Below are 16,158 nucleotides of genomic sequence, written 5' to 3'. Positions count from 1 at the left end.
GCCGGGGCGTGCGAACCGAGGCGGCGTCTCGCGGAGGGGGATCCGGGGCGCGCCCGGATCAGCGGATCACGGCCAGGACGGCTCCTCCTCGTGCGTGATGACGAGCTCGCGGACCTCGCAGCCGCGCGGCTGGCCGAGGACGAACATGACCGCGTTCGCCACGTTCTCCGGATCGTTCAGCAGCGCGTCCGGACCCGGCTTGTACTGCTCGTCGCGGTCGTCGAAGAAGCGCGTCTTCATGCCCGACGGGATCAGCGTGGTCACGCCGATCTCGCCCTTGGTCTCGGCCGCGAGCGCGCGGGTGAAGCCGAGCACGCCGAACTTCGAGGCGCAGTACGCGGTCGCGTCCGAGACGGCCTTGATCGCGAGCGAGGAGGCGACGGTGACGACGCGGCCGTGGGTCTCGGTGAGGAAGGGCAGGGCCGCCCGGACGACGGCCGCGGTGCCGAGGAGGTTGACGGAGATGACGCGCTCCCACTCCTCCGGCTCCACGTCCACGAGGCGGCCGCAGCGGTCGATGCCGGCCGCGGTCACGACGGCGTCGAGCCCGCCGTGCTCGCGGGCGATCTCGACGACCGCCTTCTCGGCCTCGCGGGTCTTCGCGACGTCGACCTGGTAGGCGGCGACGCCCTCCTTCACCGACGAGACGTCGCGGTCGAGCACGATCGGGGAGCCGCCGGCGGCGGCGACCGCGGCGGCGACGGCCGCACCGAGCCCGGAGGCTCCTCCGGTGATCAGGACGCGGCCGATGGGGGTGGGAGTGGTGCTCATGGTTTCCTTCCGGGGGTGGTCTGCGGGCCTCGTGGGCCGCGGGTCAGCCGACGCGCGCGAGCGCGGCGGCGAGATGGGTGGTCGAGCGGCCCGGGTGGTACGGCACGGTCAGGACCCGGCCGCCCCACTCCGCCACCGTCGCCGTCTCGGGGAGGGACTCGGCGGAGTAGTCGCCGCCCTTCACCCAGACGTCGGGGCGGATGCGGCGCAGCGCCTCGTCCGGCGTGTCCTCGCCGAAGACCAGCACGGCGTCGACGCACTCGAGCGCGAGCAGCAGGTCGACGCGGTCGTCCTCGGGGATGATCGGCCGCGCCGCGCCCTTGAGGCGCCGGACGGAGTCGTCCGAGTTGAGGCAGACGATCAGGCAGTCGCCGAGAGCCCGTGCTGCGGAGAGGGTGCGGGCGTGGCCGGCGTGGAGCAGGTCGAAGCAGCCGCCCGTCGCGACCACCGTTCCTCCTGCCGCGCGGACGGACTCGGCGACGCGCAGGGCGTCCACCCCGCCGCCGTGGAGGGGTGCGGGGTCGGCGGGAGCGGAGAGGGAGGCGACCCCTCCCGCGAGGAGGTAGGCGCCGGCCGCGGCGACCGCCGCCTGCACCGCCTCCGACGTGCTCGCGCCCTCGGCGAGGGCGACGGCGGCCGAGGCGGCGAACCGGTCGCCCGCGCCGCACGGGTCGGTGGGCGGCACGGCGACGGCCGGTGCGACGACCGGGACGCCGGCGCCGCGGGAGCGCAGCAGGGCGCCGGAGGATCCCATCGTCACGGTGACCGCACCGCAGCCCCAGCGCTCGAGGAGGGTGGTCGCGGCGGACTCGGCGCGCGTCACTCCGCGGCCGACGGCTCCCGAGAAGGCGGTGGCCTCGGCCAGGTTCGGGGTGGCGAGGGAGGTGGCGGCGACCGGCTGCGAGCCCCGCGGGTGCGGATCCCACACCAGCGGCACGGTGAGCGCGTCGAGCGCCGTGCGGAGCGACGGCTCCTCGGTCAGGCGGCGGCCGTAGTCGGCGACGATCACGGCGTCGGCGTCGGCGAGCGCGGCGAGCATGGCGTCGGTGACGCCGGGGACGGGCGGCGTCTCGCAGCCGCGGTCGATCCGCACGACCGCCTGACCGGAGGCGGCGACGCGGGTCTTCACCGGCGTCGGCGCTCCCGTGGGTCCGGCGACCAGGCGGACGCCGGACAGCTCGGCGCGCAGCTCCGCCACGTCCGGATCCGAGTCCTCGGCGAGCGCGGTCACCAGCGTCACCTCGTGCCCATCGCGGGCGAGCATCCGGGCGACGAGCCCGGCACCGCCGGCGCGGGCGCTGCGGGCCGACACGTCGACCACGGGGACGGGGGCGTCCGGGCTCAGCCGCTCGGCGGGTCCGGAGAGGTCGACGTCGAGCATCACGTCGCCGACGACGACGAGGCGCAGGCGGCTCACGCGGCGGCCGCCGTCCGTGCGCGGATCCGGTGCTCGAAGGCCCGGCAGAGCGCGTGCACGAGCACCAGCTGCGCCTCCTGCACATTGGAGCCGTGGCCCTCGAGGGCGATCGCCTCGTCGCAGAGCTCGGTGAGCGGGTTCGGCCCCTCGCCGGTCAGCGCCCACGACCGGGCGCCCGCCGCACGGGCGGCCTCCGCGGCGTGGAGGAGGTTCGCGCTGCGTCCGCTGGTGGAGAGCAGCACCACGACGTCCCCCGCCCGGGCGTGCGCGGTGACCTGGCGCGAGAACACGTGGTCGAAGCCGTAGTCGTTGCCGATCGCGGTCAGGCTCGACGTCTCGGCGTGCAGCGAGATGGCGGAGAAGGGGACGCGGTCGCCGTCGAAGCGGCCGACGAGCTCGGCGGTGAGGTGCTGCGCCTCGGCCGCGGAGCCGCCGTTGCCCGCGGCGAGCAGGCGCGCGCCGGAGTGCAGGCGGTCGGCGAGCTCGACGCCCCAGGCGGCGATCCTGTCGGAGTGGCGCTCCAGCTGCGCGACCGCGTCGAGCGCGCGCGCCATGTGGTCGTCGACGAGGCGCCGGCCGGCGTCGGCCGGGGTGTCCAGAACGGTGTCGATGGTCGCGGTGTCGATGGTCATCGTCGCGGAGCCGCCTTCCGGGTGGTGGGGGATGAGGGTGCGCTCGTGGCGCCGGTGAGGAGCGACTCGTCGCCGAGGCCGGCGAGGGTCGTGACGTAGGCGCGCTCGGTGTCGGCGGCGACGCGGTCCCAGGAGTAGCGGGACTCGACGCGCTCGCGGCCGGCGGCCCCGTAGGCGCCGGCGCGGTCGGGGTCCTCCAGCAGCGAGCCGAGGGCGGCGGCCAGGGCGACCGGGTCGCGCGGAGGCACGTGGACCCCGGTGACGTCCTCGACCACGGTGTCGATCAGGCCGCCGACGGAGGAGGCGACGACCGGCACGCCGCAGGCCATCGCCTCGAGCGGAGTGATGCCGAACGGCTCGTACCAGGGCGCGCAGACCACGACGTCGGCCGAGCGGAGCATCGCGGGCATCTCGGTCTGCGAGAGCTGGCCGACGAAGTCGACGCGGTCCGCGACGCCGAGGCTCTCGGCCACGCCGTGCAGCCGCTGGTACTCGGGGTCCGCCGTCAGCGCGTCGCCGGAGCCGGATCCCCCGACGACGACGAGCTCCGCGTCGTGGCCGGCCGCGACCAGGTGCGCGAGCGCCTCGATCGCGATGCCCATGCCCTTGCGCGGCACCAGGCGTCCGATGGTCATCAGCCGCGAGCCCTCGCCGCGGGGCGCGACCGGGCCCTCGACCGAGAACCGGTCGATGTCGACACCGCAGGGCACCACCGAGATGCGCGAGGTCGGCACGCCGAGCCCCTTGAGCTCGAAGGCCTCGTCCGAGCAGGTGGCGACGACGCCGTCGGCCTTCTGGCCCACTCCGGGCTCGAGCCAGGCGCGCTCCTCGGGGCTGGTGTCGAGCGCGCCCTGCTGGCGGCGCTTGACCACGCCCAGCGCGTGGAAGGTGTGGAGGACGGGCACGCGCCGACCCGTGGCTCGCTCCACCCGCTCGGAGGCGTCGAGCGCGGCGACCCCGGACATCCAGAAGTGGCTGTGCACGAGGTCCGGCCGCTCCTGCAGCCACTCCTCGGCGAGGTCGACGGCGAAGTCGCCCATGAAGGGCAGCAGCTCGTCCTTGGACACCCGGCGCGGCGGCCCGGCGTCGATGTGCACGACCTCGACTCCCGAGGTGAAGGGCACGCGCCGGGGCAGGGAGGGGTCGTCGCGGCGGGTGTAGACGACAACGCGGTGGCCGCGGCGGGCGAGCGCGTCGGCGAGCGCCGCCACGTGGACGTTCTGGCCGCCGGCATCGACGCCGCCGAGGGTCGCCAGCGGGCTCGCGTGCTCCGAGACCATGGCGATCGTGAGCGCGGGCGCGGCGGAGAGGTGCTGCTTCATCGGGTGCTCCCTTCCAGAGCGGGCTCCGGCGACCGGCGTCCGGGGAGGTCGGCGAGGACCTCGTCCCAGTCGCGGTGGAACCGGGCGAGGCCGTAGCGCGCGAGCGCGGCCTCGCGGGCGACGGCGCCGGCGCGGGCGGCGCGGTCCGGGTCCTCGATGAGCGCCCGGGCCGAGGCGACAAGGGAGTCAAGGTCGTTCGAGACCGCTCCGGCCTCGGGCGGGACGGCGCGCCCCGCCTCCGTCACGTCGAGCGCGACGACGGGCATCCCGAGGTGCATCGCCTCCAGCAGCGCGAGGCCGAGGGAGGTCCAGCGGAACGGGTGCAGGTAGACCCGGCGGCGGGCCAGGGCCGCGTGCATCGCCTGCGTGCGGACGTCGCCGAGGACCGTCACGTCCTCCAGACCCGGCAGCTCGGCGAGCCGGTCGGTCTTCATCCCGAAGACGTCCAGCGGAGCGACGGCGTCGAAGCGGGGGAGCAGGTCGGTCCCGGCGACCCGGCCCCGGCGGACGGGCTCGTTGACGACCACGCCGAAGTGCGGCAGCTCGCCGGTGTAAAGAGGGCCCGGGTCGTGGATCCCGTGCTCGATCACCGTCGTCCGAGTCGATCCGGTGTCCCACATCAGGGCGTTGAAGTGGGTGACGTGGACGATCAGCAGGTCGTCGCGGTCGGCGAGCGGGTGGCGGTTGTCCGGCACGTCCCCGCGGGGGGTGTTGTGCTCCACGTAGACGGCGGGCACGTCGCGGCCGAGGCGTCGCCCGAGCAGGCGCTCGGCCTCGGCGAGCTCCTCGGGCCTCTGGAGGAGGACCGCGTCGACGTCGGCGTCGTGCAGCTCCTCGGGGGCGATCTCGACGGCGCTCGGCCAGTCGCGGCCGCCGGTGCCCAGGCCCCAGCCGTCGCGGGCCGGAGTCGTGGGGAGCAGGTAGGTGTGGGCGCCGCGGACGAAGGCGTCCGCCCAGCCGCCGTGCACGTGCCAGAGCAGGATCCTCATGCGATGGCCTCTCTCGGGGAAGTCGTGGGTCGGAGTCGGAGGGCGGCGGCGACCGCCTCCTCGGCGCTCACCCCCGCGAGGCAGGGATGGCCGGGGACGGGGCACACGCGGGCGCGCGAGCCGGCGCAGGGCGCCTCCTGGTCGCCGAGCAGCGCGACCGGGACGCCGTAGGGCGCCCAGCGCACGGCCGGGACGACCGGCGCGAAGAGGCTGACCACGGGGGTGCCGACCGCGGCGGCGAGGTGCGCGGGGCCGGTGTTGCCGCAGATCACGACCTCGGCGCCGGCCAGCACCTCGGCGGCGCCGGGGAAGTCCGTCGCCCCGCCGAGGTCGATGCCGCGGGAGCCCGCGACCTCGGCCGTGAGGGAGCGCTCGCCCGGGCCGCCGGTGACGACGACGGCGAGGCCCGCGTCCGCCAGCAGCTCGACGGCGCGGGCCGCGTTCGCCGCGGGCCAGGCGCGGGCGGGGACGGCTGCCCCGGGGTGCACGACCGCGTAGGGGCCGATCCCCTCGAGAGCGGCGGGCAGCACGCCCTCGGGGCGCACGCGGAGCCGTCCGTCGTCGCCGGCGGGCAGCGCGAAGCCGGCCGCCGCCGCGATCGCGAGCGCGCGCTCCGGCTCCGGCTGGTCCTCCTCGAGGGTCTCGCCCGGGACGAGGCGCACATCGAGCAGGGCGCCCGCGAAGTCGACCGAGGCGCCCGTGATGCGGGCGACACCGGCGAGGCGGAGCAGCAGGGCCAGCGGAAGCGGCGACTGGTGGAAGGAGGTGAGGATCACGGCCTCGTCCGGCGCGAACTCCTCGACGATCGCGCGCAGCTCGTCGACGAGCTCGGCGTCGACGGGGCGGGAGGCGTCGCCGATCCACGGGCACCACCAGGTGCGGACGGAGGAGGGACCCGGCAGCAGCGCGGCCGCGGGCGCTCCCTGCGGACCGCTCAGCAGCAGCACCTCGGCGTCGGCCGCGATCGCGCGGACGGCGGGTCCGCACAGCAGGACGTCTCCCGCGCTGTCCAGGCGGGCGACGAGCACGCGGCGCCTCACTCGGCGTCCTCGTCGGGCTGCATCGCGAGCAGCAGCTCGACCGCCTCGAGGAGCGTCGCCGCCTGCAGCGGAGCGGCGTCCACCTCCTCGGCGCGGGTGACCGGAGTCGGCACCAGCACTCCCCGGGCGCCGGCCGCGGCGGCGGCGCCGACGTCGGCCCCGATGTCGCCGATCACGGCGAGGGACCGTGCCGGCAGTCCCAGCTGCTCGGCGGCGCCGAGAACCATGCCGGGCCGGGGCTTCCGGCAGGAGCAGTCGTCCTCCGGGCCGTGGGGGCAGAGCATCCACACGTCGAAGCCGCCGAAGAGCTCGTCCACGCGCCGGTTCACCGCGTCGGCCTGGCCGCGGTCGATGATCCCGCGGGCGATCCCGGACTGGTTGGTGACCACGCCCACGGCCAGCCCCGCCTCGCGCGCCCGCTCGACCGCGGCGAGGGCGGTGGGCATCGGGGAGACCTGCGCCGGGTCGCCGTTGTAGGGCACGTCGACCACGAGCGTCGCGTCGCGGTCGAAGAGGATCCCCCGCAGGCGCGGGGCCCTCGCGCGCTCGTCGGCGCTCCGGGAGGAGGAGTCGTTCACCTTCTCCTCGTACCCCTCGACCGGGGATGTAAACCCCCTTCCGGAGAAGTCGGTCCCTCCGGGCGCGTCGCTCGCATCTGCGGGCGGCGCGTCTGAGGTGCGCGCAGCGGGGTACGGGGACTCCGACAGAAAGGAGGCGCCGTGCGCGCTCTCACCGCCCCGGACGGGACTCCGGAGATCCTCGCGCTGCGCGCCCTCAAGCTCGGCGACCTGCTCGTCGCCGTCCCGGCGCTCAAGGCCCTGCGCCGCGGCTTCCCGGACCACCGGCTGATCATGGCGACCACGCCCTGGCTCGAGCCGATCGTCGACCTCGTCGAGGGCCTGGACGCGCTCGTGCCCACCCTCCGCGGACTCGACGACCCGCTGCCGATGGCCGCCGGCCGGGTCGAGCTCGGCGTGAACCTCCACGGCAACGGCCCGGAGTCGCGGCTGCGGCTGCGCGAGATCGCGCCCGAGCGCACGCTCGAGTTCCGCGTCCCGACGCTGGACCCGGGCGCGGGCCCGGAGGACCCGCGGCCGCTCTGGATCGACGGCGAGCTGGAGCGCGCCCGCTGGGCCCGCCTGGTGAACTCGATCGGTCTCGACGCCGACCCCGAGGACGTCGCGATCGCCGTCCCGGAGGAGCCCGCCTCGGCCCCCGGAGCCGCCGTCGTGCACATCGGGGCCTTCTACGGCTCGCGCGAGTGGCCGGAGGAGCGCTTCGCCGCGGTGACCCGCTCCCTCACCGCCGAGGGGCACCGCGTCGTCTACACCGGGGGCGCGAACGAGGCCGACCGCGCCCGCCGCGTCGCCGAGCTCGCCGGCACGGGCGAGGTGCTGGCGGGGGAGCTCGCGCTCAGCGGGTTCGCCGCGGTCGTCGCGGCCGCCGAGGTCGTGGTGACCGTCGACACCGGAGCCGCGCACCTCGCCTCCGCGTACGGCGTCCCCTCGGTCGTGATCTTCGGTCCGGCACCGCCCGAGGCCTGGGGCCCTCCGGCCTCGGGGCCGCACGTCGTGCTGACCGACGCCTCCCTCCGCCGCGGCGACGTCTTCTCCGCCGAGCCGGACCCGGCGCTGCTCGCGGTCCAGGTCGACGACGTCCTCGCCGCCCTCTCGTCGCTCCCGTCGCGTGCCGAGGGCCACCTCAGGCGGACTTCAGCCGCGTCGCCGGTCGGACCGGAGTGACCGTGGCCACGCGGGCCCGGGGAGCGCGAGGCTGATGGCTGCGCGAGGGGGCGCCGAGCCGGTCGGCGAGCTGCGCGAGGATCCGCCGCTGCAGGCGCGAGACCTGCATCTGCGTCGTCCCCAGCGCGTCGGCGATCTGCTGCTGGGTCCGCTCCTCGACGAAGCGCATGCGCAGGAGCTCGCGCTGGCCCTCCTCGAGCTCGGCGAGGGCCTCGGCGAGCCCGTGCCGCCGGTCGATCTCGAGCAGCCGCTCGTCCTCGCCGCCGAGGGTGTCGCCCAGGCCGACGCCGCCCTCGCCCACGGTCTCGTCGAGGGAGAGCGGATGCCCCGCGAGGCGCGCGTCGGCCACCTCCGTCGCGTCCACTCCGAGGCGGCGGGCGATCTCCTGGTCGGTGGGGTGACGGCCGAGCTCCTGCGCGAGCTCGTCGGCGACGACGGCGGAGCGGCGGTGCAGCTCCTGCACGCCGCGCGGCGGCCGGATCATCCAGCCGAGGTCGCGGAGGTGGCGCTTGAGCTCGCCGGTGATCGTGGGGACGGCGAACGCGGCGAAGCTGTCGCCGCGCTCGGGAGTGAAGCGGCGGGCGGCCTTCACGAGGCCCACGTAGGCGACCTGGCGCAGATCCGCCCAGTCGCCTCCGCTCCGGGAGACCCGGCGGGCCATGGCCTCGGCCAGGCCCAGGTGGTCGAGCACGATGCGCTCGCGGATGCGCGCGCCCTCGGCGGCCTCCGCGCTCACCGCGGCCTGGAAGAGCGAGAGCGTGCGGGCGTCCTTCTCCTCCCGTGCCGCCTCGGTGAGGGCGCTCGGGCGGTCGGTGCGGGGGTCGAGATCGATCGTGCTCATCAGTGCTCCTTCCGGGCACGCTCGCGCGGAGGCCCGGCGCGGCCTGCGGTGCGGCGCTCGGGCCCTCTCGACGAGAGGCCCGGGGTCAGCGCACCACTGCTCCTGCTCGCTCGGGGAGTCCGTTGACTCGGAGCAGTGCTGTCCGGTAGAAGCAGTCGCCGCGAGGCGCGCACCGTGCCCGGGGCGGAGGCGCCACGGCCCCCGCGATCCCGGGCGCCGCACCGGCTCCCGCCGGTAGGATCGGCCTCGTATGTCTGAGCTCACCCCGCCCCAGGAAAGCGCGCCGGACGCGCACCCGTTCACGACCGCGACCGGGAGCGACGTCCGCGTCCGCTTCTGCCCCTCGCCGACCGGGACCCCGCACGTCGGCCTCATCCGCACCGCCCTGTTCAACTGGGCGTACGCGCGCCACACCGGCGGCACGTTCGTCTTCCGCATCGAGGACACGGACGCCGCCCGCGACAGCGAGGAGAGCGTGGAGCAGATCCTCGACGCGCTGCGCTGGCTGAAGCTCGACTGGGACGAGGGCGTCGGAGTCGGCGGCCCGCACGGCCCGTACCGGCAGTCCGAGCGCACCGATGTCTACCTCGACGTGATCGCGCGCCTGACGGCCTCGGGGCACCTCTACGAGAGCTACTCCACGGCCGAGGAGATCGACGCGCGCAACGAGGCGGCCGGCCGCGCGAAGCAGCACGGGTACGACAACCACGACCGCGATCTCACCGAGGAGGAGCGCGCCGCCTTCCGCGCCGAGGGCCGCGCCCCGGCGCTGCGCCTGCGCGTGCCGGACGCCGACCTGTCCTTCGACGACCTGGTCCGCGGCCCGATCACGTTCCCCGCCGGCTCCTTCAGCGACTTCGTCGTGGTGCGCCCCAACGGCCAGCCGCTCTACACGCTGGTGAACCCGGTCGACGACGCGATCATGCAGATCACCCACGTGCTGCGCGGCGAGGACATCCTCCCCTCGACCGCCCGGCAGATCGCGCTGTACCACGCGCTGATCGACATCGGAGTGACGACCTTCGTCCCGCGCTTCGGGCACCTCCCCTACGTGATGGGCGACGGCAGCAAGAAGCTCTCCAAGCGCGACCCGTCCTCGAACCTCTTCCACCACCGCGACCGCGGCTTCATCCCGGAGGGCCTGGTCAACTACCTCGCCCTGCTCGGCTGGTCGCTCACGCACGATCGCGACGTCTTCTCGATCGACGAGATGGTCGCCGCCTTCGACGTCGCCGACGTGAACCCCAATCCGGCCCGCTTCGACCTCAAGAAGGCCGAGTCGATCAACGGCGACCACATCCGCCTCCTGGCCGTCGACGACTTCACCGAGCGGACGATCCCGTACCTCGTGGCGGCCGGAGTGCTCGCGGGCGAGCCGACCGCCGAGCAGCGCGCGGTGCTCGACGCCGCCGCGCCCCTCGTGCAGGAGCGGATCGGCCTGCTCGGGGAGGCCCCCGGCATGCTCGGGTTCCTCTTCACCGCCTCCGAGGCGCTCGAGTACGACGAGGACGCGCTGAAGGGCCTGCCCGCGAACGCCGGCGAGGTGCTCGCCGCCTCGATCGGCGCCCTCGAGCTCGTCCCCGCGTCCGAGTGGCTGACGGCCTCGATCCAGGAGGCGCTCGCCTCCGCGCTGATCGAGGGCCTCGGCCTCAAGCCCCGCATCGCCTACGGGCCGCTGCGCACCGCGGTCTCCGGACGCCGCGTCTCGCCGCCGCTGTTCGAATCGATGGAGATCCTCGGCAAGCAGGAGTCGATCGCCCGCCTCGACCGCCTGGGCGCTCACCTCGGCGCCTCCCGGCAGGCCTGACCGTGGCGGAGACGGTCGGCGGACGATACGACGTCGTCGTGATCGGCGGGGGCCCCGCCGGGCTCTCCACCGCGCTCAACCTCGTCCGGGCGCGCCGGAGCGTGCTGCTGCTCGACAGCAACCGCCCGCGGAACGCTGCGACCCTGCACTCGCACGGGTTCCTCACCCGCGACGGCATCTCGCCGCTCGAGCTGCGCCGCCTCGGCCGCGAGGAGTTCGAGCGCTACGAGGCCGCCGAGGTGCACAACGCCCTGGTGACCTCGGTCGAGCGCTCCGGCGGCGAGTTCGTGGTCGGCGCGCGCGGCGTGCGCGGCAGCGCGGACCGCTCCGTCGTCGCCACCGCCGTCGTGGTCGCCGCGGGGCTCCTCGAGACGCCGCCCGCGCTCCCGAGCCTGCGCGCCTACTACGGCACCGCCGTGCACAGCTGCATGGAGTGCGACGGCTACGAGAAGGCGGGGGAGGCGCTCGCCCTGATCGGCGAGACCGACGACCTCGCGGAGCGGGCCATGCTCCTCTCGCAGTGGTCGACCGACCTGATCGTCTTCACCAACGGCGTCGGGACGGTGAGCGACGCCGACGAGTCGCTGCTCGCCTCCATCGGCATCCGGGTCGACCGGCGCCCGGTCGCCGACCTCGCCGGGGAGCGCGCCGAGATGACCGGCGTCCGCCTCGTCGACGGCGACGTCGTCCCGCGCACCGGGGCGTTCGTCCGCCCCGTCTGGACGCCCGCGCTGGACTACCTGGACGCGGCCGGCCCCGACCGCGACGCCGACGGCTTCCTCCGCGTCGACGCCGGTGGCCGCACGTCCGTCCCCGGCCTCTACGCAGCCGGCGAGGTCACCCCTCCCGGCCCGCAGCAGCTGATCGTCGCCGCCGGATCGGGCGCCCAGGTCGCCTCCGCGATCAACCGCGACCTCGTCCGCGCCCGCCTCGGCGAGGCCGCCCCGGAGTCCGAGGGCAGCGTCGTCCGCGGCTCGATTTGAGCGGGATGCCCGCGTAGGGTACTGTCGTCTCTCGGCGCTCGGGTCTCGATCTGGTCGCCGCCTGGTCCCGGGATCACCTCCGGATGACCATTGGGGTATGGTGTAATTGGCAACACGGCTGATTCTGGTTCAGTTGTTCTTGGTTCGAGTCCAGGTACCCCAGCACTGATCTCCTCTGCGGCACTCCGCGCGACGCCCTCGTTCGTGGCGTCCTCCTCCGGGCCCGCCCCCTCGTGATCCGCTCTCGGCGGCGTCCGCAGTATCCCCCCTCCGGCCGACGCGGCCGTCCGAGGCGCTGTGACACGATGGAACCTGTACGTCTCTCAGGTACCCGCGTCGCGCGGGTCGGACGAAAGGTCGCCCGCCCATGGAACCGGATCTCCTCTGGATCGTCCTCGCCGGAGTCGCCGTCGGCGCACTCCTGCTGATCGCCCTCATCGGCTTCTTCCTCTTCCGCGCCTGGTACCAGGTGCCGCAGGCCGACGAGGCGATCGTGATCGTCGGGAAGAAGCAGAAGGGCGAGGACGGCCTCACCTCGAACATGACCGTCATCACCGGCGGCGGCGCGTTCGTGAACAAGCTGACCCAGCGGTCCGACCGCATCTCGCTGCGCTCCCGCCAGATCAAGATGGAGCCGGTCGCGCAGACCAAGAACGGCGTGACCATCCACCTCGCGGGCGTCGCCCTGGTCAAGATCGGGTCCACGGCCGACCAGGTCCGCGCCGCCGCCGAGCGCTTCGCGTCGCAGGACCAGTCCATCGACGTCTTCACGACCGAGCAGCTCGAGGGCGCCCTCCGCGGCGTCGTCGCGAAGCTCAGCGTCGAGGAGGTCATGCAGGACCGGCAGAAGCTGGGAGACGAGATCGCCGAGGGCATCAAGGGCGACCTGCTCGCCCAGGGCCTCGTCCTCGACTCCTTCGCCATCCAGGGCGTCACCGACCGCAACGGCTACATCGAGGCGCTCGGAGCGCAGGAGATCGAGCGCGTCCGCCGCGAGGCCGACGTCGCGCGGATCAACGCGGCCCGCGAGGTCAAGGCTCGCCAGCTGGCCACGGACGAGGCGAACCTGATCGAGCAGACCGCCTACGACAAGAACACCGCCGCCGCGAAGTCCGAGGTCGGCCGCGCCAACGCCGAGGCCGAGCAGGCCGAGAACCTGGCCCGCGCCGAGCGCGAGCAGGCCGTCCTCGTGCAGCGCGCCGAGAACCGGCAGGCCGAGCTCGACGCCGACGTCAAGCGCGTCGCGGACGCCGAGAAGTACCGCCGTCAGACCGAGGCCGACGCCGACGCCTACGGACGCGAGAAGAAGGCCGAGACGGACCGCCAGGTCGCGCAGCAGGTCTCGGACGCCGAGGCGTACGCCGTCCAGCGCCAGGCAGAGGCGCGCCAGGCGTCCGCCGCCGCCGAGGCCGCCGCCGTGAGCGCCCGCGCCGAGGCCGAGGCCCACGCACTGCGGGCCAAGGCGGGCGCCGAGGCCGAGGCGCTGCGCGCGAACGCGACCGCCGAGGCGGAGGCCATCCGCGCGAAGGGCGAGGCGAGCGCGGCGGCCATCGCGGCCGAGGCGGAGGCGCTCCGCGAGAATCAGGAGGCGATCCTGGGTCGCGAGCTCATCGGGCAGCTGCCCTCGCTCATGGCCGAGTTCGCGAAGGGCTACCAGAACGTCGGCTCGGTGACGCTGATCGGCGGCGACACCGCCGGCACCCACATCGCGCGCGAGCAGGCGGCGGGTCTCGCCGCGACGTTCGACAGCGTCAGGTCGGCGACCGGCGTCGACCTCGGCGCGATCCTCCAGGGCCAGGCCTTCGGCCGGGGGATGGCGACCGGCGGCACCGTCGTTCCGACCGGCGCGTCGGTGGCGACGGGATCGAGTGACGCCCCGCGTCCGTCCGGCACCGGCGACCCGACCGCCGTCGCCTCCACGAGCTGACCGCAGGGTCCCGCCGATCCCCGGCGGTTCCACCACTGCCGCCGCCGTGCTCGTCGGTGGGCGCCCGTCGGCGTCCGCCCTCGAGCACGGCGTGCGGCGTTCTACGCGACCGGGTCGTGCCCCTGCCCGGCGTCGAGCGGCCCCGCTCAGACCAGCGGCTTGCGCATCTGCAGGGACGTCGTCTCGTAGCCGAGCGACTCGTACAGAGCCCGCGCGGCGGTGTTGAAGCCGAACACGTTCAGCGCGAGGGCGGAGCCGCCCTGGGAGCGGACGTGCGACTCCGCGAGCAGCATCGCCGCCCGGCCGAGGCCGCGGCCGCGCGCGGCGGCGTCGATCTGCACGTCCCAGACGTACCCGACGCCCTCGAGTCCGCTCGGGTGCGGGCCGAGCCAGAGCGACCCGACCGCGCGGCCGTCCTCGGAGACGAGGAGCACGTCGTGCCCGGCGGCGGGGGAGCCGCCCGGGAAGTACTTCTCGTACGAGGCGTCGGCGTTGCGGGTCGCGGCCGCCTCGTCGTCGCCCGCCCGCATCCGGTCCTCGATGTACGCCGAGCGCTGGACCCGCATCCAGGTGGCGAGAGCAACGGGGGGCATCGGCTCGAGCGTGACGGTCATCCCCTCACGATCCCACTCCTCACCGCCCCCCGCGATCGATCCGTCGCGAACGGCCCGCACGAGATCCGCGGACGGGCCGCTCGCGACGGATCGCCGCCGGCCCGGATCAGTCCGGGGTCCGCTCCGCGTGCTTCCGCTTCCCCAGGCGGGTGGCGAGGAACAGCAGCGTCCCCACGACCACGTAGCCCGCTGTCGCCAGCCAGACCACGCCCGTCTGCTGCGTCAGCAGCACCACGCTCGCGATGGTCGCGAGCACCGGCACCACGCGCGGCACGGAGTAGTGGGCGTGGTCGACGCGGTCCTTCTTCAGCACCAGCACCGAGACGTTCGCCGCGATGAACACCAGCAGGAGCAGCAGCACCGTCGTCTCGGCGAGAGTGCCGACGTCGCCGATGAGGCTGAGCAGCATCGTGACTCCGCCGACGACCACGATCGACACCCACGGCGTGCGGCGGCCCGGCAGCACCTTCCCGAAGGCGCTCGGCAGCAGCCCGGAGGTGGCGAGCCCGAAGCCGACCCGCGACGCCATCACCATGAACAGCAGAGCGCCGTTCGCGATGGCGACGAGCGCGATCAGGCCGAACAGCCACGGCGGCACCGCCACTCCGCTCGCCGCGACCACGTCCAGCAGGGGGCCGCTGGAGGCCGCGAGCTCGTCGTTCGGCAGCACGATCACGGCGCCGAGCGCGATCAGGAGGTAGACCACGGCGGCGGTGATCAGCGCACCGAAGAGGGCCCGCGGGTAGACCTTCGAGGGGTTCCGCACCTCCTCGGCCATGTTCGCCGCGGCCTCGAAGCCGAGGAACGAGAAGAAGGCGACGATCGAGGCGGCGAACGCCCCCTGCAGCGGAGCGACGTCGGGGTTGAACTCGAGCACGCGGGAGGCGTCGCCGTCGCCGGAGCCGAAGAAGACCGCGGCGCAGACGATGACGATGACCAGTCCGCTCACCTCGATCACCGAGGCGACCAGGTTCGCGGTCAGCGACTCCTTCACCCCGCGCAGGTTCACCAGGGTGAGGATCGCGATGAAGACGATCGCGGTGGGGATCGGCGGCACGTCCAGCAGAGCCCCGAGGTAGTCGCCGGCGAACGCGTTCGCCAGGGAGGCCGCCGTCGTGATGCCGGACGCCATCATCAGGAAGCCGATCAGGAACGAGAGGTACGGCTTCCCGAACGCGCGGTCCACGTAGCGCGCCGCCCCTCCGGCGTGCGGGTACTTGGTGATCAGCTCGGCGTACGTGCCCGCCGTGAGCAGGGCGACGACCAGCGCGATCAGCAGCGGCAGCCAGATCACGCCGCCCACGTCCTCGGCCATCGTGCCGACCAGGGTGTAGATGCCGGCGCCGAGTGTGTCGCCCACGATGAAGGCGAACAGCAGCGGCCCGGTGATCACCCGCTTGAGCGACGCCTTCCCGGGAGCGGTCTCGGCGGTGTCCGTCGTGTCGGTCATCCGGACACTCCACCGAAGCGGAGGGTCCGAGCGCAAGCCTCGCCGCCCGATCGCTGCGAGATTTCTCATCATCGCGACCCGTGTGGCAGGGGCCCGGGCGGCGAGGACTCCCACAGCGCGCGGATCCCGGGACTCGGGCGATCGGCCGCATCAGAGGGAGCGGACCCGGTGCGCACAGGGTGAACAGGGGGCGACCGCGCGTGCCGCCGCGCGCCCGCACTGGGTAGGCTGGAGCGCTTCGTCGTGAGTGGAGCGGTCGCGGAGGAATCATGGGCAAGAAGCGCAACCAGGGACGATCCGGAGGCGGTCAGAGCGGGTCCGGCGGTCAGGGCGGCGGCCGCACGGCCGAGACCGCGCTGATGGTGCGGTTCCGCAGCTGGTACCGCTCGCACCTCGCCGAGGTGGGCATGCAGCACGAGCACCTCGAGGCCGACGAGGCCGTCGAGGTGCTGACCGACCTCTTCGCGATGACCCGCGACCTGCGCCCGCGCGGCTCCTTCGCCCAGCCCGACGCCGAGCTGCTCGAGGCCGTCTTCGACCAGATCGAGGCAGACCTGTCGGGGGAGGAGAGCGAGGCCGACCTCGACGACACCCTCTTCACCGTCGCCGAGGTCGTCGAGCAC

Annotated in this window: 15 protein-coding genes and 1 tRNA gene; 6 read left to right on the top strand and 10 right to left on the bottom strand. The window is 74.4% G+C overall.

Annotated features, from left to right (window positions below; all coding sequences use genetic code 11):
- Positions 1-66: 66 nt before the first annotated feature.
- Genes C5C36_RS06595 through C5C36_RS06565 form a run of 7 tightly spaced genes read right to left on the bottom strand, consistent with a single transcriptional unit; the run spans position 67 to position 6,749 of the window.
- Positions 67-771, bottom strand: coding sequence for an SDR family oxidoreductase (locus C5C36_RS06595; RefSeq protein ID WP_104309441.1), 705 nt, complete (start codon positions 769-771; stop codon positions 67-69).
- 43 nt (positions 772-814) lie between these two features.
- Positions 815-2,179 carry a PfkB family carbohydrate kinase gene (locus C5C36_RS06590; RefSeq protein WP_104309468.1) on the bottom strand — a complete coding sequence of 455 codons (1,365 nt, stop codon included), beginning with the start codon at positions 2,177-2,179 and terminating at the stop codon, positions 815-817.
- A gap of 5 nt (positions 2,180-2,184) precedes the next feature.
- Positions 2,185-2,820: an SIS domain-containing protein gene (locus C5C36_RS06585; protein WP_104309440.1), complete on the bottom strand. Its 636-nt coding sequence runs from the start codon at positions 2,818-2,820 to the stop codon at positions 2,185-2,187.
- Positions 2,817-4,142, bottom strand: a complete 1,326-nt coding sequence (locus tag C5C36_RS06580; protein WP_104309439.1) for a glycosyltransferase — start codon at positions 4,140-4,142, stop codon at positions 2,817-2,819. Before C5C36_RS06580 ends, C5C36_RS06585 begins: the two co-directional genes overlap by 4 nt.
- On the bottom strand, positions 4,139-5,131 hold the full coding sequence (locus tag C5C36_RS06575) for a glycosyltransferase (RefSeq protein WP_104309438.1): 993 nt from the start codon (positions 5,129-5,131) through the stop codon (positions 4,139-4,141). The genes C5C36_RS06580 and C5C36_RS06575 overlap by 4 nt, the downstream gene beginning before the upstream one ends.
- On the bottom strand, positions 5,128-6,171 hold the full coding sequence (locus C5C36_RS06570) for a glycosyltransferase family 9 protein (protein ID WP_104309437.1): 1,044 nt from the start codon (positions 6,169-6,171) through the stop codon (positions 5,128-5,130). Before C5C36_RS06570 ends, C5C36_RS06575 begins: the two co-directional genes overlap by 4 nt.
- Positions 6,168-6,749 carry an HAD family hydrolase gene (locus tag C5C36_RS06565; RefSeq protein WP_104309436.1) on the bottom strand — a complete coding sequence of 194 codons (582 nt, stop codon included), beginning with the start codon at positions 6,747-6,749 and terminating at the stop codon, positions 6,168-6,170. Before C5C36_RS06565 ends, C5C36_RS06570 begins: the two co-directional genes overlap by 4 nt.
- Before the next feature lie 141 nt (positions 6,750-6,890).
- On the opposite strand from C5C36_RS06565, the gene C5C36_RS06560 reads away from it, so the two are divergent.
- Positions 6,891-7,913, top strand: coding sequence for a glycosyltransferase family 9 protein (locus tag C5C36_RS06560; RefSeq protein WP_104309435.1), 1,023 nt, complete (start codon positions 6,891-6,893; stop codon positions 7,911-7,913).
- Here the strand turns inward: C5C36_RS06560 and C5C36_RS06555 are convergent.
- Positions 7,873-8,754, bottom strand: a complete 882-nt coding sequence (locus C5C36_RS06555; RefSeq protein WP_104226266.1) for a sigma-70 family RNA polymerase sigma factor — start codon at positions 8,752-8,754, stop codon at positions 7,873-7,875. The two genes, C5C36_RS06560 and C5C36_RS06555, sit on opposite strands and share 41 nt — an antisense overlap.
- A gap of 250 nt (positions 8,755-9,004) precedes the next feature.
- Here C5C36_RS06555 and gltX point away from each other — a divergent pair, with 250 nt between their 5' ends.
- From gltX to C5C36_RS06535, 4 genes are all read left to right on the top strand, one after another.
- The gene (gene gltX / locus C5C36_RS06550) at positions 9,005-10,561 is read left to right on the top strand and encodes a glutamate--tRNA ligase (RefSeq protein ID WP_104309434.1); all 1,557 of its coding nucleotides are present in this window, start codon (positions 9,005-9,007) and stop codon (positions 10,559-10,561) included.
- A 2-nt stretch (positions 10,562-10,563) separates the two neighbouring features.
- Positions 10,564-11,544: an NAD(P)/FAD-dependent oxidoreductase gene (locus C5C36_RS06545; protein WP_104276156.1), complete on the top strand. Its 981-nt coding sequence runs from the start codon at positions 10,564-10,566 to the stop codon at positions 11,542-11,544.
- A 91-nt stretch (positions 11,545-11,635) separates the two neighbouring features.
- A tRNA-Gln gene (locus tag C5C36_RS06540) sits at positions 11,636-11,707 on the top strand.
- A 204-nt stretch (positions 11,708-11,911) separates the two neighbouring features.
- A complete protein-coding gene (locus C5C36_RS06535; RefSeq protein WP_104309433.1) occupies positions 11,912-13,471 on the top strand; it encodes an SPFH domain-containing protein in 1,560 nt (519 codons plus the stop codon).
- Positions 13,472-13,617: 146 nt separating this feature from the next.
- Here the strand turns inward: C5C36_RS06535 and C5C36_RS06530 are convergent, their stop codons facing one another.
- Together C5C36_RS06530 and C5C36_RS06525 are read right to left on the bottom strand one after the other, a co-directional pair.
- Positions 13,618-14,085 carry an N-acetyltransferase gene (locus tag C5C36_RS06530; RefSeq protein ID WP_104309432.1) on the bottom strand — a complete coding sequence of 156 codons (468 nt, stop codon included), beginning with the start codon at positions 14,083-14,085 and terminating at the stop codon, positions 13,618-13,620.
- A 106-nt stretch (positions 14,086-14,191) separates the two neighbouring features.
- Positions 14,192-15,535 (bottom strand): APC family permease, encoded by a 1,344-nt coding sequence (locus tag C5C36_RS06525; RefSeq protein ID WP_104226270.1) that lies wholly within the window; start codon positions 15,533-15,535, stop codon positions 14,192-14,194.
- Positions 15,536-15,804: 269 nt separating this feature from the next.
- Here C5C36_RS06525 and C5C36_RS06520 point away from each other — a divergent pair.
- Positions 15,805-16,158: hypothetical protein (locus C5C36_RS06520; protein ID WP_146085313.1), on the top strand; the 354-nt coding region annotated here is incomplete at its 3' end.

The organism is Rathayibacter sp. AY1G1 (assembly GCF_002932095.1).
Taxonomy (GTDB): Bacteria; Actinomycetota; Actinomycetes; order Actinomycetales; family Microbacteriaceae; genus Rathayibacter.
This window is presented reverse-complemented; position numbering and strand designations above follow the sequence as displayed.